The organism is Burkholderia sp. MSh2 (assembly GCF_000731655.1).
In the GTDB taxonomy this organism is placed as follows: domain Bacteria; phylum Pseudomonadota; class Gammaproteobacteria; order Burkholderiales; family Burkholderiaceae; genus Burkholderia; species Burkholderia paludis.
Window position 1 is genome coordinate 38,054 of record NZ_JPGM01000060.1, and the last position, 22,091, is coordinate 60,144.

General features: G+C 60.6%; 20 protein-coding genes and 2 pseudogenes. 8 read left to right on the forward strand and 14 right to left on the reverse strand.

The window, feature by feature from the left end; translation table 11 throughout:
- The first annotated feature begins 80 nt into the window (after positions 1-80).
- The gene (locus tag GQ57_RS30030) at positions 81-1,007 is read left to right on the forward strand and encodes a LysR family transcriptional regulator (protein ID WP_034199764.1); all 927 of its coding nucleotides are present in this window, start codon (positions 81-83) and stop codon (positions 1,005-1,007) included.
- Positions 1,008-1,068: 61 nt separating this feature from the next.
- Here GQ57_RS30030 and GQ57_RS40525 read toward each other — a convergent pair whose 3' ends face one another.
- The 7 genes from GQ57_RS40525 to GQ57_RS30060 all read right to left on the reverse strand — a co-directional run bounded on the left by GQ57_RS40525 (position 1,069) and on the right by GQ57_RS30060 (position 5,433).
- A complete protein-coding gene (locus GQ57_RS40525) occupies positions 1,069-1,467 on the reverse strand; it encodes a DUF3331 domain-containing protein (RefSeq protein ID WP_081896800.1) in 399 nt (132 codons plus the stop codon).
- 161 nt (positions 1,468-1,628) lie between these two features.
- On the reverse strand, positions 1,629-1,979 hold the full coding sequence (locus tag GQ57_RS40530) for an EthD domain-containing protein (RefSeq protein WP_160257568.1): 351 nt from the start codon (positions 1,977-1,979) through the stop codon (positions 1,629-1,631).
- Positions 1,980-2,116: 137 nt separating this feature from the next.
- Entirely contained in the window at positions 2,117-2,260 is a 144-nt protein-coding gene (locus GQ57_RS44430; protein WP_160257569.1) for a hypothetical protein, read from the reverse strand.
- Between the two features lie 16 nt (positions 2,261-2,276).
- Positions 2,277-2,453, reverse strand: a complete 177-nt coding sequence (locus tag GQ57_RS44435; protein ID WP_081896802.1) for a 3-keto-5-aminohexanoate cleavage protein — start codon at positions 2,451-2,453, stop codon at positions 2,277-2,279.
- A 462-nt stretch (positions 2,454-2,915) separates the two neighbouring features.
- On the reverse strand, positions 2,916-3,407 hold the full coding sequence (locus GQ57_RS38565) for a hypothetical protein (RefSeq protein WP_152601869.1): 492 nt from the start codon (positions 3,405-3,407) through the stop codon (positions 2,916-2,918).
- Positions 3,408-3,672: 265 nt separating this feature from the next.
- On the reverse strand, positions 3,673-4,743 hold the full coding sequence (locus GQ57_RS30055; protein WP_031401672.1) for a HAMP domain-containing sensor histidine kinase: 1,071 nt from the start codon (positions 4,741-4,743) through the stop codon (positions 3,673-3,675).
- Between the two features lie 3 nt (positions 4,744-4,746).
- Positions 4,747-5,433 (reverse strand): response regulator transcription factor, encoded by a 687-nt coding sequence (locus GQ57_RS30060; protein WP_031401671.1) that lies wholly within the window; start codon positions 5,431-5,433, stop codon positions 4,747-4,749.
- Positions 5,434-5,585: 152 nt separating this feature from the next.
- On the opposite strand from GQ57_RS30060, the gene GQ57_RS30065 reads away from it, so the two are divergent.
- The 3 genes from GQ57_RS30065 to GQ57_RS30075 are packed head-to-tail and all read left to right on the forward strand — an operon-like array spanning position 5,586 to position 11,292.
- Positions 5,586-7,070 (forward strand): efflux transporter outer membrane subunit, encoded by a 1,485-nt coding sequence (locus GQ57_RS30065; RefSeq protein WP_425322009.1) that lies wholly within the window; start codon positions 5,586-5,588, stop codon positions 7,068-7,070.
- A complete protein-coding gene (locus GQ57_RS30070) occupies positions 7,067-8,224 on the forward strand; it encodes an efflux RND transporter periplasmic adaptor subunit (RefSeq protein WP_052001531.1) in 1,158 nt (385 codons plus the stop codon). The genes GQ57_RS30065 and GQ57_RS30070 overlap by 4 nt, the downstream gene beginning before the upstream one ends.
- Complete coding sequence (locus GQ57_RS30075) at positions 8,221-11,292, forward strand: efflux RND transporter permease subunit (protein ID WP_034199768.1); 3,072 nt, start codon at positions 8,221-8,223, stop codon at positions 11,290-11,292. Before GQ57_RS30070 ends, GQ57_RS30075 begins: the two co-directional genes overlap by 4 nt.
- Positions 11,293-11,702: 410 nt before the next feature.
- On the opposite strand, the gene GQ57_RS43455 is transcribed toward GQ57_RS30075, so the two are convergent.
- The 4 genes from GQ57_RS43455 to GQ57_RS30085 form a co-directional block, all read right to left on the reverse strand.
- Positions 11,703-12,320, reverse strand: coding sequence for a hypothetical protein (locus GQ57_RS43455; protein WP_174923292.1), 618 nt, complete (start codon positions 12,318-12,320; stop codon positions 11,703-11,705).
- A 1,185-nt stretch (positions 12,321-13,505) separates the two neighbouring features.
- Complete coding sequence (locus tag GQ57_RS40545; protein ID WP_235215152.1) at positions 13,506-14,246, reverse strand: response regulator; 741 nt, start codon at positions 14,244-14,246, stop codon at positions 13,506-13,508.
- 239 nt (positions 14,247-14,485) lie between these two features.
- Positions 14,486-14,755: a hypothetical protein gene (locus GQ57_RS42310; RefSeq protein WP_152603388.1), complete on the reverse strand. Its 270-nt coding sequence runs from the start codon at positions 14,753-14,755 to the stop codon at positions 14,486-14,488.
- Between the two features lie 517 nt (positions 14,756-15,272).
- A complete protein-coding gene (locus tag GQ57_RS30085) occupies positions 15,273-16,025 on the reverse strand; it encodes an IclR family transcriptional regulator (protein ID WP_034199769.1) in 753 nt (250 codons plus the stop codon).
- A gap of 287 nt (positions 16,026-16,312) precedes the next feature.
- On the opposite strand from GQ57_RS30085, the gene GQ57_RS30090 reads away from it, so the two are divergent.
- The 4 genes from GQ57_RS30090 (at position 16,313) to GQ57_RS42315 (ending at position 21,343) form a co-directional block, all read left to right on the forward strand.
- Entirely contained in the window at positions 16,313-17,338 is a 1,026-nt protein-coding gene (locus GQ57_RS30090; protein WP_200878007.1) for a DAPG hydrolase family protein, read from the forward strand.
- A gap of 653 nt (positions 17,339-17,991) precedes the next feature.
- On the forward strand, positions 17,992-18,972 hold the full coding sequence (locus GQ57_RS30095) for a LysR family transcriptional regulator (RefSeq protein WP_052001532.1): 981 nt from the start codon (positions 17,992-17,994) through the stop codon (positions 18,970-18,972).
- 463 nt (positions 18,973-19,435) lie between these two features.
- Positions 19,436-20,551, forward strand: coding sequence for a porin (locus tag GQ57_RS30100; protein WP_034199770.1), 1,116 nt, complete (start codon positions 19,436-19,438; stop codon positions 20,549-20,551).
- A 129-nt stretch (positions 20,552-20,680) separates the two neighbouring features.
- Positions 20,681-21,343: an HXXEE domain-containing protein gene (locus tag GQ57_RS42315; RefSeq protein ID WP_034199771.1), complete on the forward strand. Its 663-nt coding sequence runs from the start codon at positions 20,681-20,683 to the stop codon at positions 21,341-21,343.
- A gap of 50 nt (positions 21,344-21,393) precedes the next feature.
- On the opposite strand, the pseudogene GQ57_RS43935 reads toward GQ57_RS42315, so the two are convergent.
- From GQ57_RS43935 to cyoD, 3 genes and pseudogenes are all read right to left on the reverse strand, one after another.
- A pseudogene (locus GQ57_RS43935) lies at positions 21,394-21,561 on the reverse strand (DUF3331 domain-containing protein); the annotation flags it as partial.
- A 44-nt stretch (positions 21,562-21,605) separates the two neighbouring features.
- Positions 21,606-21,785 (reverse strand): annotated as a pseudogene (locus tag GQ57_RS43940) (NAD(P)/FAD-dependent oxidoreductase); the annotation flags it as partial.
- Between the two features lie 19 nt (positions 21,786-21,804).
- A partial coding sequence (gene cyoD / locus GQ57_RS30115; RefSeq protein ID WP_034199773.1) for a cytochrome o ubiquinol oxidase subunit IV occupies positions 21,805-22,091 on the reverse strand: 287 nt, incomplete at its 5' end.

Consider the following 22,091-nt stretch of genomic DNA (forward strand, 5'->3'; position numbering starts at 1 on the left):
AGCCGGACACTCCCTCAACTCAACTTGATTGTCTCAATGTGATACATTCATCGCGTGAATGCATCGAAGGGGATAGCGCCATGCGATTCAACAAGTTAGACCTGAACCAACTTGTGCTGCTGGACGCGTTGCTTGTAGAAAAGAGCGTCGTGCGGGCCGCCCAGCGCGTGTTCCTGAGCCAACCGGCGACCAGCAACGGCCTGGCTCGTCTGCGCGAGTTTTTCTCCGACGAACTTCTGGTGCATGTGGGCAGGTCGATGGTGCTGACGCCGCTCGCCGAGACACTCGTCGAGCCGGTGAGAGACGTACTCCTCAGGATTCAGGCAATCACGACCGTAAGACCGACCTTCGATCCCTCGACGTCAACGAAACGGATCAGAATCGAGGCGTCCGATTACGTCATCGAGATCCTGCTGGCCGACGTGGTACGCACGGTGTGGGAGTCTGCGCCAGGCATGCTGATCGAACTGTCGGTACTCACCGAGAACTCGCGCGAAAAGCTCGAGAATGGAGACGTCGAGATGTTGGTCGTCCCGGACTTCTTCAACGCGGCAGGCCATCCTTCCGAGAAACTCTTTGAGGACACCTTCTCTTGCCTGATCTGGGAAGGAAACGATGAAGTCACCGGTAAACTGACCAAGGAACAGTACCTGTCGCTCGGACATGTCGCTGTTCAATGGGGGATCAACAGGTTACATACAATCGACGAGACGGTTCTGCTGGAGCGCGGCATGCAACGCAGGCGGGAGGTGATCGCGCCCAGTTTTACGCTCGTTCCGCGGCTGCTGGTGGGAACCAACAGGATTGCGACGCTTCACACGCGACTCGCTCGCGCTATCGCACCGTCGTATGGGTTGAGGGTTTTGCCATGCCCGGTACCGCTGCCCAAGCTGACGGAGACCATCCAGTGGCACAAATACCAGCAACATGATTCGGCGCTTTCGTGGTTCAGAGAACAGATCACATCGGTCGCTCACGCGTTGCCATCGAGCAAGCGCACGCGTTGAAGCGAGTTCCTGCCAGTCGAGCGCTGGAACGAACGTGAACAGCAGTTCCCGTCGCTTGACCTCAAGGTGCCGCGGGCACCCGAGCCCTGTCGAGATAGCACGCCAGTATCATTGCTGCTGAGTTGCCCGGGCGGGATCCCCTTAGTTGAGGAACGTAGACGCGGTCGCCGACCGCGATCGCTTGTCTCGACAGGGCGCAGACGCCGCGCTTGCGTGTCGTGAGCAGCCGCCATTTTTGATACCCGTAGCGACCGGTGCATGCGTCGCACCACGAAATCATCACCGTGTCGGGCGTCGGGCGTTCGAGCACGCTGATTGTCGGATTGACCGTCTCGTCCGACGACGGCAGTCGGTCGCGCATGACACTCTGGCGACGCGATATGTCCGACGATACCGACGGCATGTCGAACCCGCCTATCGCAGCGACGATCACGAGCCATGGCCCGGCACTGTCGCTCATGTCAGCGCTCCTTGAAACATTTTTCGGCACCGCAATCCAGAATTATATTAAGAACTCCATATCAAATTAATCGATTTCGTACCGGGCATCGCGGAAGCCGGCTCGTTTAAATGCATGCGAACACGCTCGCGGCACTTCCGAGCTACCCGGAGCGGGGTTCCTCAGATTATTTGACGCTCCTCGGTGATAAAGAAGACGCATTTATCCCTATCCGAGAAGCGCGCCTCATCCGGATGAACCGAGGCCAAATATTCCGGATCCGAAAAAAACGACTTCACATCTTCAATGGAATCGAACCACAGCTCGGATACGGCATCGTACTCCTGGAGCGATGGCTCCATCGGCTTCCCGTCAATTCCGATCTGTAGCGTATAACTCTGTACATATTTTCTAACATATCGATGACTTGCCGGGCAACCCCGAACAATGGCCGCATGCGTCTCACTGAGATACTCGATAAATTGTTCTCGCGTGAAACCAGGCTTTCTCTTTACAGCAATGATCAGCTTCATCATAACTCGTCATCCATTTAAAAAAGACGGTCGGGATAGCGCGCTAGTGCTTTCGAAATTACGCTCCGGCACGGTTGCAGGAATGCGGTAAATTTCTGCTTCGCGTCGCTCGCCATGCCCCCAATTACTACCGCCCTTCAGAGAAAGGCGTTATCAATAATCTCGAAAATGTGCGATGCGTGACGCCGGGATCCATAAGAACGGTCGGCTTTGACCTGCGGCGCTGCAAGGTTCCAGCCGTCATCGTTCCCGCGTTCGGAAGCGTCGGCCAGATCGAGCAACAGGCCCTCTTCGAGGTCAACCCGAACGTTTCCGCCAAACACGGCACCTGCCGCAAGGAGAGACATTTGGTGGCGGCCTGCAACGAGCACGGAAATCACGTGCATGCAGATGGCGTATCTCCGCCCCGGCCTCGGCAGCCTCGATTGCCTGCTCCGTGATTCCCGTGGGCGAAAGCAGCAGATGCTCCGACATGGTCGGTGTGTGTATGCGTAGTCTTGAATACCGTCTCCAGTATCTGGTGGCGCGGGCCACTTATGCCTTGGTAGTAGCAATCATGGGCCGGGCATGTTCCTGGTTCAACTTGATTGTTTCAATGTGAGGCATTCATTGCGTGAATGTATCGAAGGGGATGACGACCCTCCACCGTTCGAACCGCACCGAAGGTACCGCGATCGAGAGGGCATGCTGCTCGTCCGTTCGGCACTGAGGATGACGCCGATTCCGCACACCCCCTCCTGGGGATCGAGCGTATCTGGGACGTCGCACGGGCGCGATGCCATCCAGCAGCGCCTGCATGTCCGTGATCGTGCGCGGTGCAATAGAGCGGAACGCCGCCCGGACAGGCGAGACGACCCGTAGTCGGAAGCGCAACGCATGCGAATGATTCGACGGCGCGCGACTCCAGACCTGCTCGCGCCGCACCAGGCGATCAAACTATTTCATCTGGGCCCGAAGTTCGCTTATCGTGAATTCAAGCCTCGCCCGCTCCGCCGAATCAAATGGGCGCCGGAGGCTATCGATCATCGCTCGCTGGAACTGTCCGATCGCCTCGGAGAACCGGTACGCCGGCACCGCCTCCAGTTGCGCGTCATACAGTTTCAACAATCGCTCAAACAACGCAAGATCTTCCTCCGGCACGAACCATTTTCCGAGGCTCGATGCGCGTTCGATACATTGGTCAACGACGCTCTCGGCTCGCTGAAACAGTTCGACGTCCATGCCTTCGGCCGTCGAGTCCAAAAGAAAAAATGTTACGTAGACTGTTCTTGCAAGATGTCCAACCTGAATTGCTCCACCTTGTCCGCTGCGAACGGCTGCGAGCGCAACATGCGCCTCCAGCGACAATGTCCTGACATTCGCGTTACTCAACGGCAACAGTTGCGCCTTCGTAAGGGGCTTGCGCTTGATACGTGAGCTCCGAGTCATTTCCGTCCTGTTTATGCCTGGTTGGTCCGGCCAGACTCGAATAGACTACCGAGCATGAACCGGCTGTTCGAACCGATTTCGTAACGTCCGATGTGAAAACTCCATGACGCCCCGAAAAGTCGAATTCCAAAACGAGATGGAGACGATGCATCCATCGTCAGAAATTAAAATTAATACGATATATTTAAATAGACAAAACCATTCCGGAGTTATCAGCGAACAGCACCCACGGCGTTCGATACTCAAATAAAAGTGCAGCGCACGATCATCTCTTGCTCGGCAGGGAAATGGTTACGGCGAGGCCGCCCCCGTCGCGGGGCATGGCGCGAATGTCGCCGCCGTGCAAAATCAGTGCGCGCCGGGCAATGGCCAGCCCCAACCCCGTCCCGGGCACCGCGGTGGCCTCGTCGCGCTGGTACGGCTCAAGACGCCGAAAAGGCTCAAAAATCTCTTCGCACAACTCCACCGGTACACCCGGCCCTCTGTCACATACGGTAACCTCGAGCCATTCCGCGCCATCATGGGTAGATTGAGATGGCTTGAGCTTGCGCGCGCACACCTCGATGACCGTACCGGGTGCGGTGTATTTGACGGCATTGCGGACGACGTTCTCAAATGCGCGATAGAGCGGCTCCCCAACGACATCTGCCACAAAGCCGTCCGATGCGTCCAATGTCACGGCACAACCACGCCCCTGTGCCTCGAACGCGGCATCCTGCACAATATCGGCCAGCAATTCCACGACATCCACGCGCTCGCGGACAGGATTCATCGCTCCCACTTCCAGCTTGTGCAAAGTCAGGAGTTCTTCAATCAACTGGTCCAGCCGTTCGGTTTCCCGCGTAATGCGCCCGGCCATTGCCTCGGCCGAATGAGGGTCTTGCTGCATCAGTCCGATCGCGGCTTGAATGCGCGCCAGCGGCGATCTCAGTTCGTGCGATACATCGTGAAAGAGTTGGCGTTGCTGTACCGCGGCCTGCTGAAGACGTGCGGCCATGTCGTCGAACTCTCGCGCGAGGTCCGAGAACTCATCGCGTCGGGCACCAAGCGCGGGGGAAACACGAACTTCGAATCGCTCCCGCGCCGCGTCGCGCAGCGCCGAACTGAGGTGGCGCAACGGTTTTGACAAATGCCACGCCATCATGAAAGCCAATGGCAGTGCTACCACGGCTCCCGAAATTCCAGGGATGAGTAAAATCCAAGGCATCGCGCCCGACGGCGGGGGATTGTGTCCTGTCGCGGAAAGATAGGCGCCCGCGCATCCGAATGCTGCCACCATGGCAAGCCACAGCAAGCGAAACGCTCGCCAAAACAGGCGTCCGAGGGGCATTTGCATCATTTAGTCAGTGAGAAGCTGATAGCCCATCCCGCGTACGCTCACAATCCACGGCTGCCCGTCAGCGCGTTGCCCCAGTTTCTGGCGGATGCTGCTGACATGGACATCGATGCGACGGTCAAAACGTGCCAACGGCCGATCAAACGCCTGCAGCGAGATGTCCTCCTTGCTGACGAGCCGCCCGGCATGACGCGCCAGGATCTCGAGCAGGCTAAACTCCGTCCCGGTCAAGTCGAGCGTTGCTCCTTGCCAGGTAGCGCGCCTGCTGGAAGGCCACAGGACAAGTTGGCCAGTGTGGATCGGGCTACCGATACCGGATGCATCCGTACTGGATACGCGACGCAGAATCGCCCGTAGACGGGCAACGAGTTCGCCGGGCGTGCAAGGTTTGGGAACATAGTCGTCCGCGCCGAGATTGAGCCCTGCGATGCGGTCAATGTCATCGCCTCGGGCCGTCAGCATGAGGACCGGCACTTTGCTCGCCGAGCGAATGCGCCGAAGCGCCTCGATACCGGTCAGGCGCGGCATCATCACGTCGAGAACGACAATGGCGAACCGCCCTGAGAGCGCGCCAGCCACACCCGCCTCCCCATCGTGCGCAACTTCAGCCGCAAAACCCTCATGAGCAAGGTACTGCACCAGCATACCGGTCAGTTCGGCGTCGTCATCGACCAGTAGCACCGCGGTCATGGAAGATTGGTCGGGATTGATCATGGGATCAGTATGGCGCGCCTGTGCGGGACGAGAAAGTCCCTCGCATCGAATTTTACGCAACTTAACTTACCCATACCGCACTGGATCGTCCGCTCGGGACAATGGCAGCCTTCGACTCGGGTTGAGCCATGGAGCATGCGTTGAAAATGATGAGGCAACAATGGCAGCGAATGGCATGGCCGGCCGGAATTGGGTACGTCCTCGCGCTATGCGCCTGCTCGCTGCAACCGCCATATCAAGCGCCACATGCCATCTCGGCCACCAATTGGCACGCGGAATTGCCACACGATGGCAGTGTCGAGCATCTTGTCGACTGGTGGCGCCGTTTCAACGATCCGGCAGTTGCGGAATTGATCAGCATCGCAGAGGAAGATAGCCCGACGATCGCAAAGGCCGTAGCCCGTATCGCGGACGCACGCGCCACTCTCGCGTCCAGCGATTCCGCAGCCTCGCCCTCCTTGACCGGCAGCGGCACGCTGACGCGCGCGAAGTCCTCTTTCGCGACAGGCAGCATCGCCCAAACAAGCCTGGCAACCACGCGAAGCGGCTCGCTCGATGCCGAGTGGGAACTCGACTTGTTTGGCAAGGTGCGTTCAGCCCGCGAAGCATCGCGCGCCCAGTTGCAAGCCCGCATCGACGATTGGCACGACGCTCGCGTGTCGCTGGCAGCCGAAGTCGCCGACGACTATGTGCAATACCGCGCATGTCGCCAGCTTGCCAGCGCCTATGACAAATCGGTCGAATCTTATGCCGCAACGGAAGTAGCGACGCTCAAGTTCGTCGCAGCCGGCATGACGCCCGCGTCGGACGGCGATCTCGCTCAAGCCAGCACCGCGAGCGCACGCGCGACCGCTACTCAACAGAAAGTGACATGTGAAGAATTGATCAAGTCTCTGGTCGAGCTGACCGGTGCCGACGAGCAAACGCTGCGCGCAATCGTCGACCGATCGGGAGCGCCCGATCTGCCTCGTCCCGAAGCTTTCAGTGTGCAAACGACACCGGCCGACCTGATCAGGCAGCGCCCGGATCTCGCCTCGTCGGAGCGCGCACTCGCGTCGGCTTACGCATCGATCGGGAAAGCCCGGGCGGAGCGCCTTCCAAGCCTGTCCCTGTCCGGGTCGATCGGGCTCTCGGCCACCAATCTCACCAGTCCGCTTTCAACATGGTCGTTCGGACCGAGTTTGTCCGCGCCGATCTTCGATGCTGGAAAACGCAAGGCCGCCGTGGATTCGGCACTCGCAGCGTATGACGAGCAGATCGCCTCATACCGCAGTGCAGTACGCAGCGCGGTCAAGGAGGTCGAGGTGGCACTCACCGACCTCGATGGTGCGGCGCGCCGGACCGACGACGCACGCCGCGCAGCGGAAAAATATCGCCGCTACACGGACGCGGTCGAAATCAATTGGCGTGCGGGCTTCGACACGTTGCTGACGCTGGAACAAGCGCGTCGCTCGCTGACGAGCACAGAGATCGCGTATATCGAGCTTCGGCGAGATCGCGTACGCAGCTGGATTTCACTCTACAAGGCCCTGGGCGGCGGCTGGCAAGACACCGATGTCGCTGTATCGACGGCCCCCGCCACACCCGCCACCTCCCAAGGAACAACACAGTGAAGCTGAGTCGACGCACGTCCGCATGGACGGCCATCCTCTTCGTCGGAATCGGCGTCTTCTGGGTCATCAGACCCGGCCTCAAAGCCGCCGACAAACCCGGTTCGCCTCCGGCCGCGCTGTCCGTGAGCGTCGTCATGCCGCAGTACCTGCAATGGCCCGACACCATCGAAGCCAATGGCAATACCGCGGCCTGGCAGGAGGCAATCGTCGGCGCCGAGACGGGCAGCTTGCGCATTACCGAGTTGCACGCCGATGTGGGGAGCACAGTGAAGCGCGGCCAGTTGCTTGCACGGCTCGCCGACGACACCGCAACGGCCAACTTGCGCAAGCAGACGGCCGCGGTCGCCCAGGCACGTGCCAACCTGGATCAAGCCGAAGCGGACGTGAAGCGCTCGAGGCTGGTCGCGGACAGCGGCGCCCTGTCGCGCCAGAAACTTGACGAGTACAGCGTCACGGCGGCCGTCGACCGCGCCGCGCTGGCCTCGGCGCAAGCCGAGCTGCAGAATGCGCGGATCACACTGTCGCAAACGCGAATCGTCGCGGTGGACGACGGGACCATTTCGTCACGCTCCGCATTACTCGGCAACGTTGTCAGCGTGGGCACGGAACTGTTTCGACTCATTCGTGGCGGACGAGTCGAGTGGCAGGCGGAAGTCGATCCTCGGCAACTCGCGCGTATTCGCGCGGGTCAGTCAGCACACGTGACCCTACCTGGCGGCAAAACCGTCAACGGGAACGTCCGACTGGTCTCCCCGACCGTGTCGACCAGCACCGGCCGTGCCATTGTCTACGTCGCCCTGAGCGGGCACGATGCGCAGCCCGGCATGTTTGCTGGCGGCAACATCGAATTGGGCATGACGAACGCGTGGACGCTACCGGAAGCGGCACTGGTGCCGCGCGATGGTCGAACCGACATTTACGTGCTCAATTCCGACAGCACGACCGTTACACGCCGTACCGTTGTCGTTGGCCGCCACCGCGACGGACGCAGCGAGATCCTCTCGGGCCTCGAGTCCGGGATGCGCGTCGTGAACGGCGGCGGCGGCTTCCTATCCGACGGCGTAGTCGTGAAGGTGATTGCCGACAGGCAATCACCCGGCAACGCACCATCCAGGCCCACTGCAACCGACACCGAACGGGGGCGCGCGTCGTGAATATCTCCTCCTGGTCGATTCGCAATCCGGTTCCCGCGATACTTTGCTTTATCCTGCTCACCCTGTTCGGACTCGTTGGCTTTCAACGCCTGCAACTGCAGGACTTTCCGGAGATGGATCTCCCGACCGTCACCATCTCCGCGTCACTTGAAGGTGCGGCGCCGTCGCAGCTGGAAAATGAGGTAGCACGCAAGATCGAGGACAAGCTTACGTCGATTTCGAAGCTCGATCACATCACGACCGAGATCACCGATGGCGCGGTGAGCATCAGCGTCACGTTCAAACTGGAAAAGGATCCGCAAGCCGCACTGAGCGAAGTGCGTAACGCCGTAGACAGCGCACGCGCAGACCTGCCGGGCGAAATGGCGGCGCCGACCGTTTCAAAGGTCGACAACGCAGGGGCTTCACTGCTCACCTACGCAGCGCACTCGACGAAGCTGGATGAACAGGACCTTTCGTGGCTCGTCGACAACGACCTGTCCAAAGTGCTGCTTTCAGTCAAAGGCGTGTCCAAGGTGGAACGCATCGGCGGCATTGATCGAGAGGTGCATATCGATCTGAATCCGTCGGTGATGTCGGGTCTCGGCCTGACGGCAGAAACCGTTTCTGATCAGCTCAAGGCGATGCAACGCGAGCGCTCGGGCGGCCAAGGGGATATCGGCGGTCAACGGCAAGCAGCACGCACGCTCGCCGGCATCGGGACGGTACAGGACGTGGCCGCGCTGACCATCGCCGCCGGCGACGGGCGTCGCGTGCGCCTCGATCAAATCGCGCGTGTCGGCGATGGTGCCGCCGACCGCACGACCTATGCCTACATCAACGGCAAGCCTGTCATTGGCGTGCAGATCACGCGTGCGAAAGGATATTCCGACGTCACGGTGGTACACGACGTACGTCGAGCCATCGCCGAATTCCAAGCCAGGAATCCGCAAATACGGATCGACGAGGCGAGCAACACCGTCACCCCCATCGAGGACAACTACAAAGGCTCGATGAGCATGCTGGTCGAGGGGGCGCTTCTCGCGATCGTGGTGGTTTGGTGGTTCTTGCGCGATGGTCGTGCGACGCTCGTGTCCGCGGCGGCGCTGCCGCTCTCGATCATCCCCACTTTCGGCTTCATGTATCTGGCCGGATACACGTTGAATACCGTGACGCTGCTCGCACTCTCGCTCGTGATCGGGATCCTGGTCGACGACGCGATCGTCGAAATCGAGAACATCGAGCGTCATCTGCGCATGGGCAAGCCACCCTTTCAGGCCGCGATGGAAGCCGCGGATGAAATCGGACTCGCAGTCATTGCGACGACACTCAGTCTCGTCTCCGTCTTTCTGCCGACGGCGTTCATGACAGGCATTCCCGGATTGGTCTTCAGGCAGTTCGGGGTAACGGCCTCCGTGGCCGTGGTGATGTCACTACTGGTGGCGCGGCTGCTCACGCCCATGATGGCCGCCTACGTGATGAAGGCGGCAATGCACGAAGGGCCCGACGGATCGATGATGACGCGTTATCTGGGCTGGGTCCGAACATGTCTGGACAAGCGTCGTCGGACAGCAATCGCCGTCGGCATATTCCTGGTGCTGTCGTTCGCGCTGATTCCGGCGTTAAAAACCGGGTTCATCCCGTTCCAGGACAAATCGCAGACGCAGATAAAGCTGGAACTGGAGCCGGGCGCCACGTTGGAGCAAAGCCGCGACATCGTCTTCCAGGCAGGCAGATTGATCGGTCAGTTGCCGGAAGTAGCCGGTGTATTCGGATCGGTCGGTCGCTCGACCGATGCAAGCAATCCTGCCGCCGGGACAAGCAGCGCCGTGGACGCACGGAGTTCAACGCTCATCGTCGATCTAGTGCCTCGAAAGGAGCGAAGCCTCAAGCAATTCGAGGTGGAAGAGATCATTCGCGCGAAGCTGCGCGAATTGCCTGGCGTACGCGTCTCCGCAAACAACGGCGGCAATGGCGAGAAGCTGCAGATCACATTGGCCGGCAGCGATCCCGCTGCGCTGGAGGCGGCGGCCACTGCATTGGAAAAGCAGTTGCGCACGCTGCAGGGAATCGGCAACGTCTCATCCAGTGCCGCGCTGCAGCGTCCCGAAGTGCAATTCAGGATCGACCCGGCACGCGCTGCCGCACTCGGCGTGACGGCCGAGGCGGCGGCTGACGCCATGCGCATCGGTACCTATGGCGACTACTCCACGTCGCTGCCGAAGCTGAACTTGCCCGAACGGCAGATCCCGCTACGCGTGCGCGTCGACCCCTTGCTACGGCAGGATCTGGATGCAATCGGCCAACTGCGCGTGGCAGGCACCCACGGCAGTGTGACGTTGAACTCCGTCGGCTCGCTCTCGATCGGAAGCGGCCCATCGCAGATCGACCGAATTGACCGTGATCGCAATGTCACGCTTTCAGTGGAACTCAATGGACGCACACTCGGCGAAGTCAGCCAGGAAGCACAGCGATTGCCAGCGCTCAAGTATCTGCCGCCCACGATCCATCAGGTGCAGCAAGGCGAGGTCGAGCACATGGACGAGTTGTTCGGCAGCTTCGGTGTCGCCATGGCGATCGGTATCTTCTGCGTATACGCGGTGCTGGTTCTCCTGTTTCACGATTTCCTGCAGCCGGTCACCATTCTTTGTGCATTGCCGCTATCGGTCGGTGGCGCACTGCTTTCGCTGCTCGTCACGCGCATGAGTTTTTCCATGCCGGCGCTAATAGGACTGCTGATGCTGATGGGTATCGTCACGAAAAACTCGATACTGCTGGTCGAGTACGTCGTGATCGCACGACGCGAGCGTGGAATGAGCCGGCTGCAAGCGCTCGTCGACGCGTGCCACAAGCGCGCGCGTCCGATCCTGATGACGACCATTGCGATGGGAGCCGGCATGTTGCCAAATGCGCTTGGACTCGGTGCGGAGCCCAGCTTTCGTCAGCCGATGGCGATTGTCGTCATCGGTGGCTTGCTTGCATCGACGTTTCTGAGTTTGGTCGTGATTCCCGTCGGCTACACGTACGTGGACGACTTTGAGCGCTGGATCCGGCGCCTCTCCAGGCGCACCGCGAGAATGACCGGCTGATCTTCAGCGACGTTCCGTGACCGATCGGGCAGCGAGTCTCGCACCGACATTGTCGGAATCCGGCCAGGCCCGATGGGCCGCGGCCGGAAGCGGGTTGCGATTCGCGCGTTGCGAGTCGCTCGTTGTAGAACGTCCGCCAGCGTCAGAAGAGTGCCCGTGGCGGCGGCGCGACCGTGAAATCATTCGCGGTTCAGCAATTCGGCCCCGGCCCGACCGGCCTGAGACACGATGCATTATCGCCAATATCCAGGCCTCACCCGATCTGCATGACCGTCGCACCAGGCTCATTTCACCGCCGCGCGGCTTCACGCCTGGATTCGTCGGTAACGTGCTTTCTTGCCCTGCCCCTCCTGCCCTCTTCGGATGACATCAGCTTGGCTGATGCCTCCGGGAGAAGGGTGGAAAGCCAATCAGCTTCCGACCGCCATCGGTCGGGTCTGATTGGATTGCGACAATATCGACGCGAGGTTCACCGCCGGGTTGACGTAAAAACCCTGATTCAGAGAATCCTTCTGATCGGCTGATTTCGGATTATTGATATGCTTCACAGCTTCGTAAAAGCTCAGCTCGCCCACCTTCCGGGCGACGGACTCAACCCCCAAAAACGGTATCCGATAGTTATACTCCACCTGCGCAACCTTGCCGTTTATCACCACATCGGCTTTTATTTCGTCCTTCAACACCATTGCGACAGGGGGCAGAATGATGGAAACGATGAGAGTCGCGGATCGCATCGCAACGCTGCGCTCCTTGTACGCCTTGATCATAATATTCGCATGCATATTAGGATCGATCTTTACGCCAGCCTTTTCGGCTGCGGCAATGTAGCCGTTTCGTAGCGATTCCGGGACCGCCGGTCGGACCTCGCACTCGCCACAGTCGATGGAAACCTCAATATCCGGCACACTTTCCGGAAAAACCGTCGGCTTTGCAGGCTCCAGTAACGTGCACCCGGCAAGGGTAAATGCAACTGAAACCGTACCTACCACTGCAAATCTAGTCATGAAGTTCACGATTCTGATACTCATATGCAGGAATGTCCTGTTGTAAATTGATTGAAAAATTGCAATTCAAAACCTGCCAAAATTTTTGAAAGCAAAATTCGCAGATACCCGTGGGTCGAGCTTGATCCTGATCAGCCATATTCGTGACGTGGACCATCCTCCCGAATACCGGATCGGGATCGGGATCGGGATCGCAGCGCGGTAACCGAGAGCGCCAACCTTGCATCGCGACATACCAACCACGCCACAAACGCCTGATACGCTACGTCACAAGAGGGATATATCCGTCACACGACGTCACCTCTTGTACTTAGTCGAGGTCGAACTGGTGCATAAACGGTCGATTCCTCTTTTTAACGGGGAAGCGCCATCACATGTATTGGAGCGAGATCATTCGTCCGGATCGCGACAGCTTTCAACGTCGGTGCATTTGTACAAAGTCCACCGGAAGCCGGGACCCCGGACCCGGGAGTTGCCCGGGCCCTTAAAGGGTCTTCGCCTGGAAGCTCGCGAGAACATATTCGAACAGCCTGCATTTCCGAAGAGAATCTCCGCGGCATCCCGGAGAAAGCGTTGATGGGTACCACACCTCAACCCACCGATCGGGCATCGAAGCCGCCAACCAAATACGATATTCGGATGTTCATCGTAAACACGCATGTGTCGGTTCCACTATGTCAGGAAGCAGTCATGCAACGCCCAAGCCGGAAAAGATGGATCAATCAGACACGCTCAGACCGAAACGCCCCCAGGCACCGGACCGTTCAACCTACGGCGAGAGCGCGTCGCTCCGGCAACTACCCTCGAACCATGGAGATTCCGCCGGTTGCGCTCGCACGCGCTGCGCCCTTGACGGATTCGCCTGCGTCAGAGAAGGTTCGTCTGCGTGCGGACTCGCGGTCGATAATCTTCGACCCGCCTGCTTCATTAAAGCCGCGTGTTGATGACGGTCGTGACCCGATGGCCAGTTACACGCTCCCGGCATTCTCAGTTCACACTCGGTTCGACTACGCTCGCCGTCATTCCTTTGCAGCAGCGTCGCACCGACATTAGTGCGGCGGCAAGGTCGAAGGCTAATCGTGGAATAAAATAGAGTACGCCAACCAGCCATCGAACAAAGCATCGGAATCGATATCGATGGCCAGTGCGCAAAGCAGTACCGCTGCAGCACCTATCACGAGTACGGCGAGCTGACACACCAATGGACATTTATGTCGATCGCTCATGCCAGCCTTTCTGCTCATTCTTTATGAACACATAGCCGTGCCCGCGTACGGTCTGAATATAGCGGGGCGCGCCAGGATTGGGTTCGAGCAATTTACGCAACCGAACAACGGTGGCGTCCACGGCACGTAACGAAATCGCTTGATCACGACCGTGCGAAACGGCCCTCAACCGTTCGCGCGACACCGAAATCCCGGCATTTACCGTTAGCTCGGCAAGCATCGAGAATTCGACGGTCTTTAGAATTCTTACATCTTTCCCTCGTATCAGGCTTCGTCTTGCCACATTGAATTCGTAGTCTCCGATTTGTATCGGAACATTGGAATCCCATAACCCGCCCGGCGCCGACGATGCGCGGCGCAAGACTGCCCGCACCCGCGCGAGCAACTCGCGGGATGTATAGGGTTCGCTCAAACAGTCATCGGCTCCCGTTTCCAGCGCAAGCACGCGCTCAATGTCGTCACCGTGGTCGTTCAGCAAGATTATGGGAATGCGGTCACCGTCCGCACGCAACTCGCGACAAGCACAAAGTCCCGACATATTTGGCAAGACCGCGTTCAGCACGATCAAATCCGGACGTACCCGATGAATCCGAAGCAGCATTTCCTCTCCGGTCTTCATTTGCGTTATTAACAATCCGTATTTTTCAAGATACGCACAAAGCCTGGCTCTCTGACTGAAATCGTCGTCTACGACAAAGAGGTGATAGGGACGAGGAAATTTCATGGACAAGACGAAGTTGACTGTTGCAAGGTGCATCGGCGCCGGGATTCGATGGCAGATACAGACCAGCAAGTCGCCTCTTTAGCGAGTTAATCCGGTACCCGCGCATGCACCTCGGACGGGTAGTCGTCGCAACTCGGACATTGAAACAAGTGAACCATCGGGGTACGGCCGGAGCACGAGGTCGAAACCTGACGAACCTTAGGGACCGTCGATTCACGTATCGTAGACTTGGTTACCGTTCACCACGGTTCGGGAATGTTAAGTTGCGTAAAGTGCTCCAGGCATTTCATTCGCAATACGGCCACTTGAGTTTTGTTTCCGACCTGGCTGTCGATGGATCTTCGACGTGCCTTCGCTTTACCAACGGGCAGCGTCCACACGTTGCTTGAACCTGTCGATTTCCGGCTGGCGGTGAAGTCACCACGATGGCCGGTTCGATCAGCCATTTCGCCGGCGCGCAGCGCCTGCTCGCTCGAAGTGTCGCCTGGCGGCGCACGCGTCCGCGCCATGCGCAATCACGCGCCCCGGAAGAAACTGAATGACTGCATGGCGGCGCCCCCTCCGTGTCGACCGCCTGTCGAAGGCTCGGCGCGTGCATTCCCCGCGAACGCGTTCGGCCGTCGGTATCGCGTTGCAGGGAAGGGTTCACATCGTCGCGATCGTCCCTGGGGTGCCGTTCGATGTCGTCCAGATGCGGAAACGAAGGTGTAGCAAGGCGGCGAAAGATCGCTCTTGTGGATTCGCGGGCTCCACGCGATCGCACTCGCCTTCGGCTCGACCAGCCTGTTCCCGCAGTGCCCGGGTTCAGGCCGCCGGAGCACCATGAGCACGCGCCGGCCGCACCACCGCGCGGATCACTGCCGACGCGCTCCCGACGTGCGGCAGGCAGCGTGCCGGCGTTTCGGGCGCCGCGCCTTCACATTTGCCCAGGGTCCAACAGTTGGTGCTTCGGCGATCGGGTGGCAGGCATCGTGCGTTTGCGACCGCCTGCCGCTCCCGCAAGCCTAGGCCGGGTTTGGAGTCGGCTCAACCAAACTGGGCTTCGATTTCCGCCTTGCATTTCAACAACGTGCCCTTGATCTCCGACAGCTGCCGCTCGAACCGCACTGAAGGTACGGCGATCGAGAGGGCATGCTGCTCGTCCGTTCGGCACTCGAGGATGACGCCGATTCCGCACACCCCCTCCTCGTGCTCCTGGTCATCGAGCGCAAATCCGGTACGTCGCACGGAGGCGATGTCGTCCAGCAACGCCTGCATGTCCGTGATCGTGCGCGGGTTCCGCGCGTCCAGATGGCCGCTCACGAGCCTCCGGATCTCGTCGTCTTCCAGCGTCGACAGAATGGCTTTCCCGTGCGCGGTGCAATAGAGCGGAAACGCCGCCCAGACGGGCGAGACGACCCGTAATTCCCGATCGGATGCGTACTGGAAGATGGTCATCGCGTGCGATCCACGGAAAACCGACAGGTCGACCGTCTCGCGCAATCGCCTCGATGCGGCTTCGATAAATGGCGCACTGATCGCGACCACGTCCGTATGGATCGACGCGGCAAGCCGCGTGATCGCCGAACCCAAGCGAACGCCGGCCGCACCGGCGACCACGAAACGTCGGGCCTCGAGTGCGCCGACCAGACGCTGAACCGTGCTCTTCGGCAGGCCGGTCGCCTTCGCGATGTCGCCCAGGCTCAAGCCCGACGCCTGCCCCTCGAGTGCTTCCAGCACCGATACCGCACGCGCCACCACCTGTTTCCCGCCCCCATCACCTTCCCGGTCATCTGTCACTTCATTTCTCCCTTGACGCCCGGGTGAAATTTTGCCAGACTTTGCATCGCACCGCTATACGGTACACAAGTATCGAATAGCGGTGCGATTGCGGCGTATCAAAAACGCCGAAGCGCAGCGCGTCTCGGTGCATTCCGCGCAGACAAGGGGTTCGCCCCCGTTTCAGGATCTAACGGCTGCGCGGCTTGCAATTCGAACAAATCAGAGCGGTGTGCGTCTTTTCCGGACTCTGATTGGCCACCATCGGATGGGTGATCGAGAGTGGTTCCAGGTGATATGTACGACTAATGAGGTACGAAGCGATGACAACGGATATCAAACGACGACGGATTCTCGGTGCGGCCCCGGCCCTTCTTGCGGGTGTTGCAGTTGCAAACACGCTGCCGTCGGCGATGGCGGCCACGCCTGCGGCGGCCGGTGGCTGCACGGAAGCCGATCGGACGAGGATTACGTACTATCAGGTGCCGATGCAGAAGCGTTGGCCGATCAACGAGCAGCTCGTGCAGGAAAAGTCATACGCCAAGTACTTCACGAAGGACCTGGTCGCACCGATGGCAATGGTGAACGCCCTCGAGCAGGGCCCGCTGCCGCCGGAATACGTCCTGCCGCCGACGGTTGCAGGTCTCGACAAGATGATGCACACCTTCGAAAGCGCACCGGTCTCCGGCTATGCGCTGGTTGAAGAAGGCCCCCTGGCCTACGCGCAGTCGCGTCACGTCTTTCCGGGCGTCACCGCCAAGATGTTCGAATGGTGGTTCACGTGGCACCCGCTGGAAAGCGAACGGTACATGCTGTGGTTCCCGTACGCGCATATCCACAACTCGGTGGAAGACCCGAAGCGGCTGGCCAACTCGAAGCTGTCCTACGGCGAGCGCCTGTATGGCAACCCGAACCACATCACCGAGTACATCGGCAACCTCTTCCTCGACGGCTACATCAACTTCGATACGCCGGAAAGCTTCGGCGTCAGCAAGGCTGCCCTGAAGGAACACGGGTTCACGTTCAATGCCAGCGGGATCATCACGCCGGCAGACGCACGCGATACGCCGCTCGTCCTGATGATCCACCTGGGTCGCGACACGCCGGCCGGGCTCGAGATGATCAATCGCTACTGGATCGGGACGCACGCGTCCTTCGATCGCTTCAAGAAGTTCCCCGGCGGCGCGCATCTCTCGAAGTCGCTGATCCAGCGCATGGGGATGGACAAGGTCGCACTGGAAAACTTCGCATACGAAATGGCGCTGCACGACATGACGGAGTTCACCTGCCTCGGCGGCTTCCTGCCGCAGATCTACCGCGAGTATGGCGTCTGAAGCATCGGCGTCGGCGTCCGCCCGGGCGATCCGCCTCGGGCGTCGCGCCGGGCTGACATGACGTGCGTCACGTGAATGCGCTCCCGGGCCAGACACGTGACGCAGCAAGCGGTAACGGCAGCGGACTCAAGCCAGGGGTACCCGCCGGTAATTGCCAGGACGGAAGCCAGGTGTCGTACGCGAACCGCGCAGTCGAAACATCGGATGCCGGTACGGACGTGGCAATCGAAGCGCGGCGACCCCGCGCCCGATACATTGCCCGGGCGCGTGTGCGACGACCTGCCCCTGCGCGGCGATCGAGCCGGCGAAGTCATGACCAGACGCAATCTGGACACTGCAGCGCATTCGTTGCCGCTTGCCCATGGCCAGCATCACAACGGTGCCGGAAGACAGCTTGACGTTACACGCGCGACAGTCCGCCGGGATGCGATTCCCGCATCCGCGGCCGGAAAGGTTGACCGTCGAACGACAAGCCATCCACGCGATCGGACTACGGCTTGGCAGGCCGCCGCGAGCGCCCGGAAGCGGGCCGGCACCGGTGCAAGACCTCCCGCTTCGACCGCCGGCGGCTGCGGCTGCGGCAAGACTCCCGCCGGATCTCTGGCGGCACGGACTCGATGTTCGGGAAGCGGAATCCAGGTTGAATATCTCAGATGAATACGATCAAGAACATGCGCATCTTCATGACGGTTGTTGCCTCGGGAGGGTTCTCTCCCGCGGCAAAACGCATGAGGGTTTCCGCATCACGGGTATCGCGCGCGATATCGGAGCTCGAGAACTATCTGCAGGCGCGACTGCTGAACCGCAGCACGCGCACCTTCATGCTGACTGAAGCCGGCGAAAAGTACCTCGAGCGTTGCAAGACGATCATGAAATGGCTGGACTCGGCCGAAGCGGAAGCCCGAGGGGCGATCGAAGATCCCACCGGCACGCTCCGGGTATGCGCGCAGCTTGGATTCGGGCAGAGCGAAAGCGTATCGACCGTCCTGCGGTTCCGGGAGAAGCATCCTTCCATCGATGTCGACCTGGTGCTTTCGGACGCACCGTTGCATCTCATCGACGGCGGCTACGACACTGCCCTGGTGCTGGCCCCCGCGCTGCCCGATTCCGATATGGTTGCCCATACGCTGGGCGCCGTCGCGGCAGTGGCGTGTGCATCTCCCGAGTATGTTCGATGCCACGGCGCACCACGCAACCTCGACGATCTCGCACGGCACACCTGCCTGCGCATGGTCACGCCGCATATGCCGACAGGCACCTGGACGCTTGCCGGCAAGGAAGCGCTCGACCGGATCCGGGATTTACCCGTCCGGCTTTCCTTCAATCACGAGAGCGCATTGCTCGCCGCGATGCAGGAAGGGTTCGGGATCGGCGTGCTTCCCGCCGCGTCGGCCCTGCCCGCGCTTCAACGCGGCGAACTGGTTTGCGTGCTTCAGGACGTCAAGCTGAGCGCGCTCAACCTGTACGTCATCTATCCATCTCGCCAGTTCATCGATGCAAAGACACGGGCCTGGGTGGAGTTCCTGAAGCACGAGATTCCGTTGGCACTTGCCGATAGTCATGACCGGTTTGCGGAAGTGTCCGAGCGCCCGCTCGAACAGGTCGTGCCCGCGACGTCTTCCCGATTCGACTAGCGCGGCGATTGGCGTCCAGTCGAGCAGGCATGCGACTGGACATGAAGAAGCGATGCACCGAAAACGCAGATCATCGGATTTCCACGGGAAGGTGAAACCGGCATGTCGATCCAGGATTCCTGTTCATGACGCCCCTCTTCATGATTGCCACCCTCACTTCCGGCGGAGAAATCGCTCCGGTGCCGGCCTGCCATGCGATCAAGCGCCGCGGCATCGGACACGCCATGTACTTCGCTCCCGGCATGCTCGCGACGAGATTTCCAGCGGCGATCCGCGTCATGGAAACCGCACCCATCCATGCTTCCCGGACGATACCTGTGACACCCGGTTCCGGCGTCGTCAAGTTATTGACTTGCACTCCTGACGAACAACCCGGACTTCCACCTGGGCCGTGCAAGCCGGCCCGGGGCAACACGAGATTGGCCAGGGTCGGCGAAGCCGGCCGGCAGCGGAGACGATCACGATGAAACGAAAGAATATCCCGCTCTGCGTGGGGGCCATTGCCCTGTCGGCGTCCGGTTCCGCTTTTCCGCAGAGCAGCGTAACGGTCACGGGCCTGATCGATGCCGGCGTGACCTATGTGAACAATCAGCACGGCGGTTCGAAGACGTTCCTCGACAGCGGCATCTTTGCGCCGAACCTGCTGACCCTCAAGGGAACGGAAGATCTGGGTGGCGGAACCCATGCGATCTTCGAACTGACCTCGCAGTTCGATCTCGGCAACGGTTCGATCAACCCGGGTGCGGGCGGCATCTTCAGCCGCACGTCCTATGTCGGGCTCTCCAATGATCGCCTGGGTTCGGTGACGTTCGGCAACCAGTATGACTTCATGTACGAGACGCTGACGCTCGGTTTTTTCGACGGCGCGCTTCTCGCAGGCGGGATCTACGACTTCAGGCAAGGCCCGTTCGCCGCGCTTGGCGTGCCGGGAAACCCGACAGGGTCGTTCGACTTCGACCGGGCGGGCGGGACGTCGCGCGTAGCGAACTCCGTCAAGTACCGCAGTCCGGGCAATTCCGCGCTGCAGTTCGGCGCGCTCTACGGATTGGGCGGCGTCCCGGGTTCATTCTCGGCGAATTCGACGCTGAGCTTCGGGATGAACTATACGAATGGCCCACTGGCGCTCGGCGCGGCCTACACCAACGTCAAGTACACGGGCCTCTTCGAGGGCGGGGACGGCAGTATCCGCAACTTCGGGTTCGGCGCGCATTACCGCTTCGGCAGCGTGCTGGCGATGTTGCTGTATACGAACACGGCAAACACCGCGAGCAACGCGAAGATCAACGTGTACAAGACCGGCGCACAGTGGGACATAGGCGGGCCGTGGGCCGTCGGCCTGAACTACACATTCATGGACGGCAACGCCGTGCTGGACAACAACCGGGCGCATCAGGTCAGCGGCGTGGTCCAGTATCACCTGTCCAAGCGGACCTTCGTCTACGTGGAAGGTATCTATCAGCACGCGAGTGGAGACGCGCCGGTGACGCAGGCGTGGATCAACGCGCTGAACCAGCCTGGCAGTGCGTCGACGAGCGGAACTCAGGTTCTCGCGCGCATCGGCCTGTCGACGCGCTTCTAGCGCATCGTGCGTTCGACACCCGCCGATACGACCGCATTCGATCGACACGGGCAACTTGTGGCACGCGTCCGTCAGCTCGCGCGCGCCGTTGAATATCGCATGTCTTGACTACAGCAAAGGGAGTGATTCATGACCGGACTCGTCCATTCGTGGTTGTCGGTGTGGCTCTGGGTGGCCACCGCAACAGGCATCGCCTTCACGGCCTTCATCATTCGCAAATGGAACACATGGGGCTGGGGAGATCGCCTGGCGGCACTCACCGCCGTGTGGATCGTGCCCCACGTCTGGGAGGAGTGGGTCATCCCGGGCGGCTTCCACTACATCTACAACACCATCTCGGGGTCCGCCGCACCCGACCGGTACCCGATGAACGAGCTCACCGACATGATCACGAACTTTGGCGTGCTCATCCTGGGCGTGGCGGCCGTCATGAGGTGGGGGGGACGCGCGTCAGTAGCCATCGCCGCGATGCTTTTTTGCGCCGTCGAAGTGGTCGCGCACACCCTGTCCATATCGTCATCGCTCAACGCATTCGGCAGCCGCGGCCAAACCGCCTGGTACGACCCGGGCCTCGTGACCGCCCTGCTTGGGTACCTCCCGCTTTTCATCGGCTTCGTCGTCTACTTCGTGCGGAACAAACCGCGCCCGAACGGGCGCCACTGGCTTGCCGGCGTCGCGATGCTGGGCGTGCTCCTCGTCACCATCTGGGGCCCGGAAGCGCTGCTCAAGGATCCGCAATCGCCGTACCCTTTCCCGAATCACGGCTACTACGGTCAATTCGTCGCCAAATAAATTCGCGCAACAGGGGCGGGCCCGCACGTCGCGCCGCGACATCATCGCGGCGTGGGCCGTTCGAGCACGCTGACGATCGGCCTGCTCGTCGCGCCCCGCGGCGGCAGCCGGTCTCGCATCACGCTGCGTCGCCGCGACAGGCCTCGCGAAACGGAGAGCATGTCGAAACTGCCGATCGCGGCCACGCTCATGAGCCCGGGCGATGCACGGTCGTTCATGCCTGCGTTCCTGGAAACGTCGCGCAGCGCCGCAACGTGCTGAGTTACGACAGACGGATGCGCAGTCGCACCCTGCCGTTGATGCGCCCTGCGACCCACGGCAGGGTCGCCCTGGAGAAGCCGTGCAGCGCCTGCCGGCGCCGCCGGTAGCGCATCGGGTGGCTGAACTGCGCGAAACGCCCCTGGATCAAGCCGCCACGATAGAACCCGAACTGCCCGAGCGAATCGCCTGCCGGACAACCGCTACCGCGACATCATGTTCATGCTGACGTTGTGCATCACCCACAGCGTGCCGACGATCAGGATCGCCGCCGTGAGCACCGTATAGCTGAACGCCATCACGTTCCAGCGCTGGCCCGACGAGCTGTTCATGTGCAGGAAGTACACGAGATGCACGATGATCTGCACGAACGCGAGCGCGGCGAGCGCAACCAGCGACGCATGCGGCGACAGCACGCCGCCCATCACGAGGCCGAACGACGCGGCCGTGAGCAGCACCGACAGGATGAAGCCGGCGACATAGCCGCCGA

Coding starts and splice junctions, on each gene's coding strand:
- GQ57_RS30030 (WP_034199764.1), top strand. CDS start 81: ATGCGATTCAACAAGTTAGACCTGAACCAACTTGTGCTGCTGGACGCG.
- GQ57_RS40525 (WP_081896800.1), bottom strand. CDS start 1,467: ATGAGCGACAGTGCCGGGCCATGGCTCGTGATCGTCGCTGCGATAGGC.
- GQ57_RS40530 (WP_160257568.1), bottom strand. CDS start 1,979: ATGAAGCTGATCATTGCTGTAAAGAGAAAGCCTGGTTTCACGCGAGAA.
- GQ57_RS44435 (WP_081896802.1), bottom strand. CDS start 2,453: ATGTCGGAGCATCTGCTGCTTTCGCCCACGGGAATCACGGAGCAGGCA.
- GQ57_RS38565 (WP_152601869.1), bottom strand. CDS start 3,407: ATGACTCGGAGCTCACGTATCAAGCGCAAGCCCCTTACGAAGGCGCAA.
- GQ57_RS30055 (WP_031401672.1), bottom strand. CDS start 4,743: ATGCAAATGCCCCTCGGACGCCTGTTTTGGCGAGCGTTTCGCTTGCTG.
- GQ57_RS30060 (WP_031401671.1), bottom strand. CDS start 5,433: ATGACCGCGGTGCTACTGGTCGATGACGACGCCGAACTGACCGGTATG.
- GQ57_RS30065 (WP_425322009.1), top strand. CDS start 5,586: ATGGAGCATGCGTTGAAAATGATGAGGCAACAATGGCAGCGAATGGCA.
- GQ57_RS43455 (WP_174923292.1), bottom strand. CDS start 12,320: ATGAGTATCAGAATCGTGAACTTCATGACTAGATTTGCAGTGGTAGGT.
- GQ57_RS40545 (WP_235215152.1), bottom strand. CDS start 14,246: ATGAAATTTCCTCGTCCCTATCACCTCTTTGTCGTAGACGACGATTTC.
- GQ57_RS42310 (WP_152603388.1), bottom strand. CDS start 14,755: ATGGCGCGGACGCGTGCGCCGCCAGGCGACACTTCGAGCGAGCAGGCG.
- GQ57_RS30090 (WP_200878007.1), top strand. CDS start 16,313: ATGAGGTACGAAGCGATGACAACGGATATCAAACGACGACGGATTCTC.
- GQ57_RS30095 (WP_052001532.1), top strand. CDS start 17,992: ATGAATACGATCAAGAACATGCGCATCTTCATGACGGTTGTTGCCTCG.
- GQ57_RS30100 (WP_034199770.1), top strand. CDS start 19,436: ATGAAACGAAAGAATATCCCGCTCTGCGTGGGGGCCATTGCCCTGTCG.
- GQ57_RS42315 (WP_034199771.1), top strand. CDS start 20,681: ATGACCGGACTCGTCCATTCGTGGTTGTCGGTGTGGCTCTGGGTGGCC.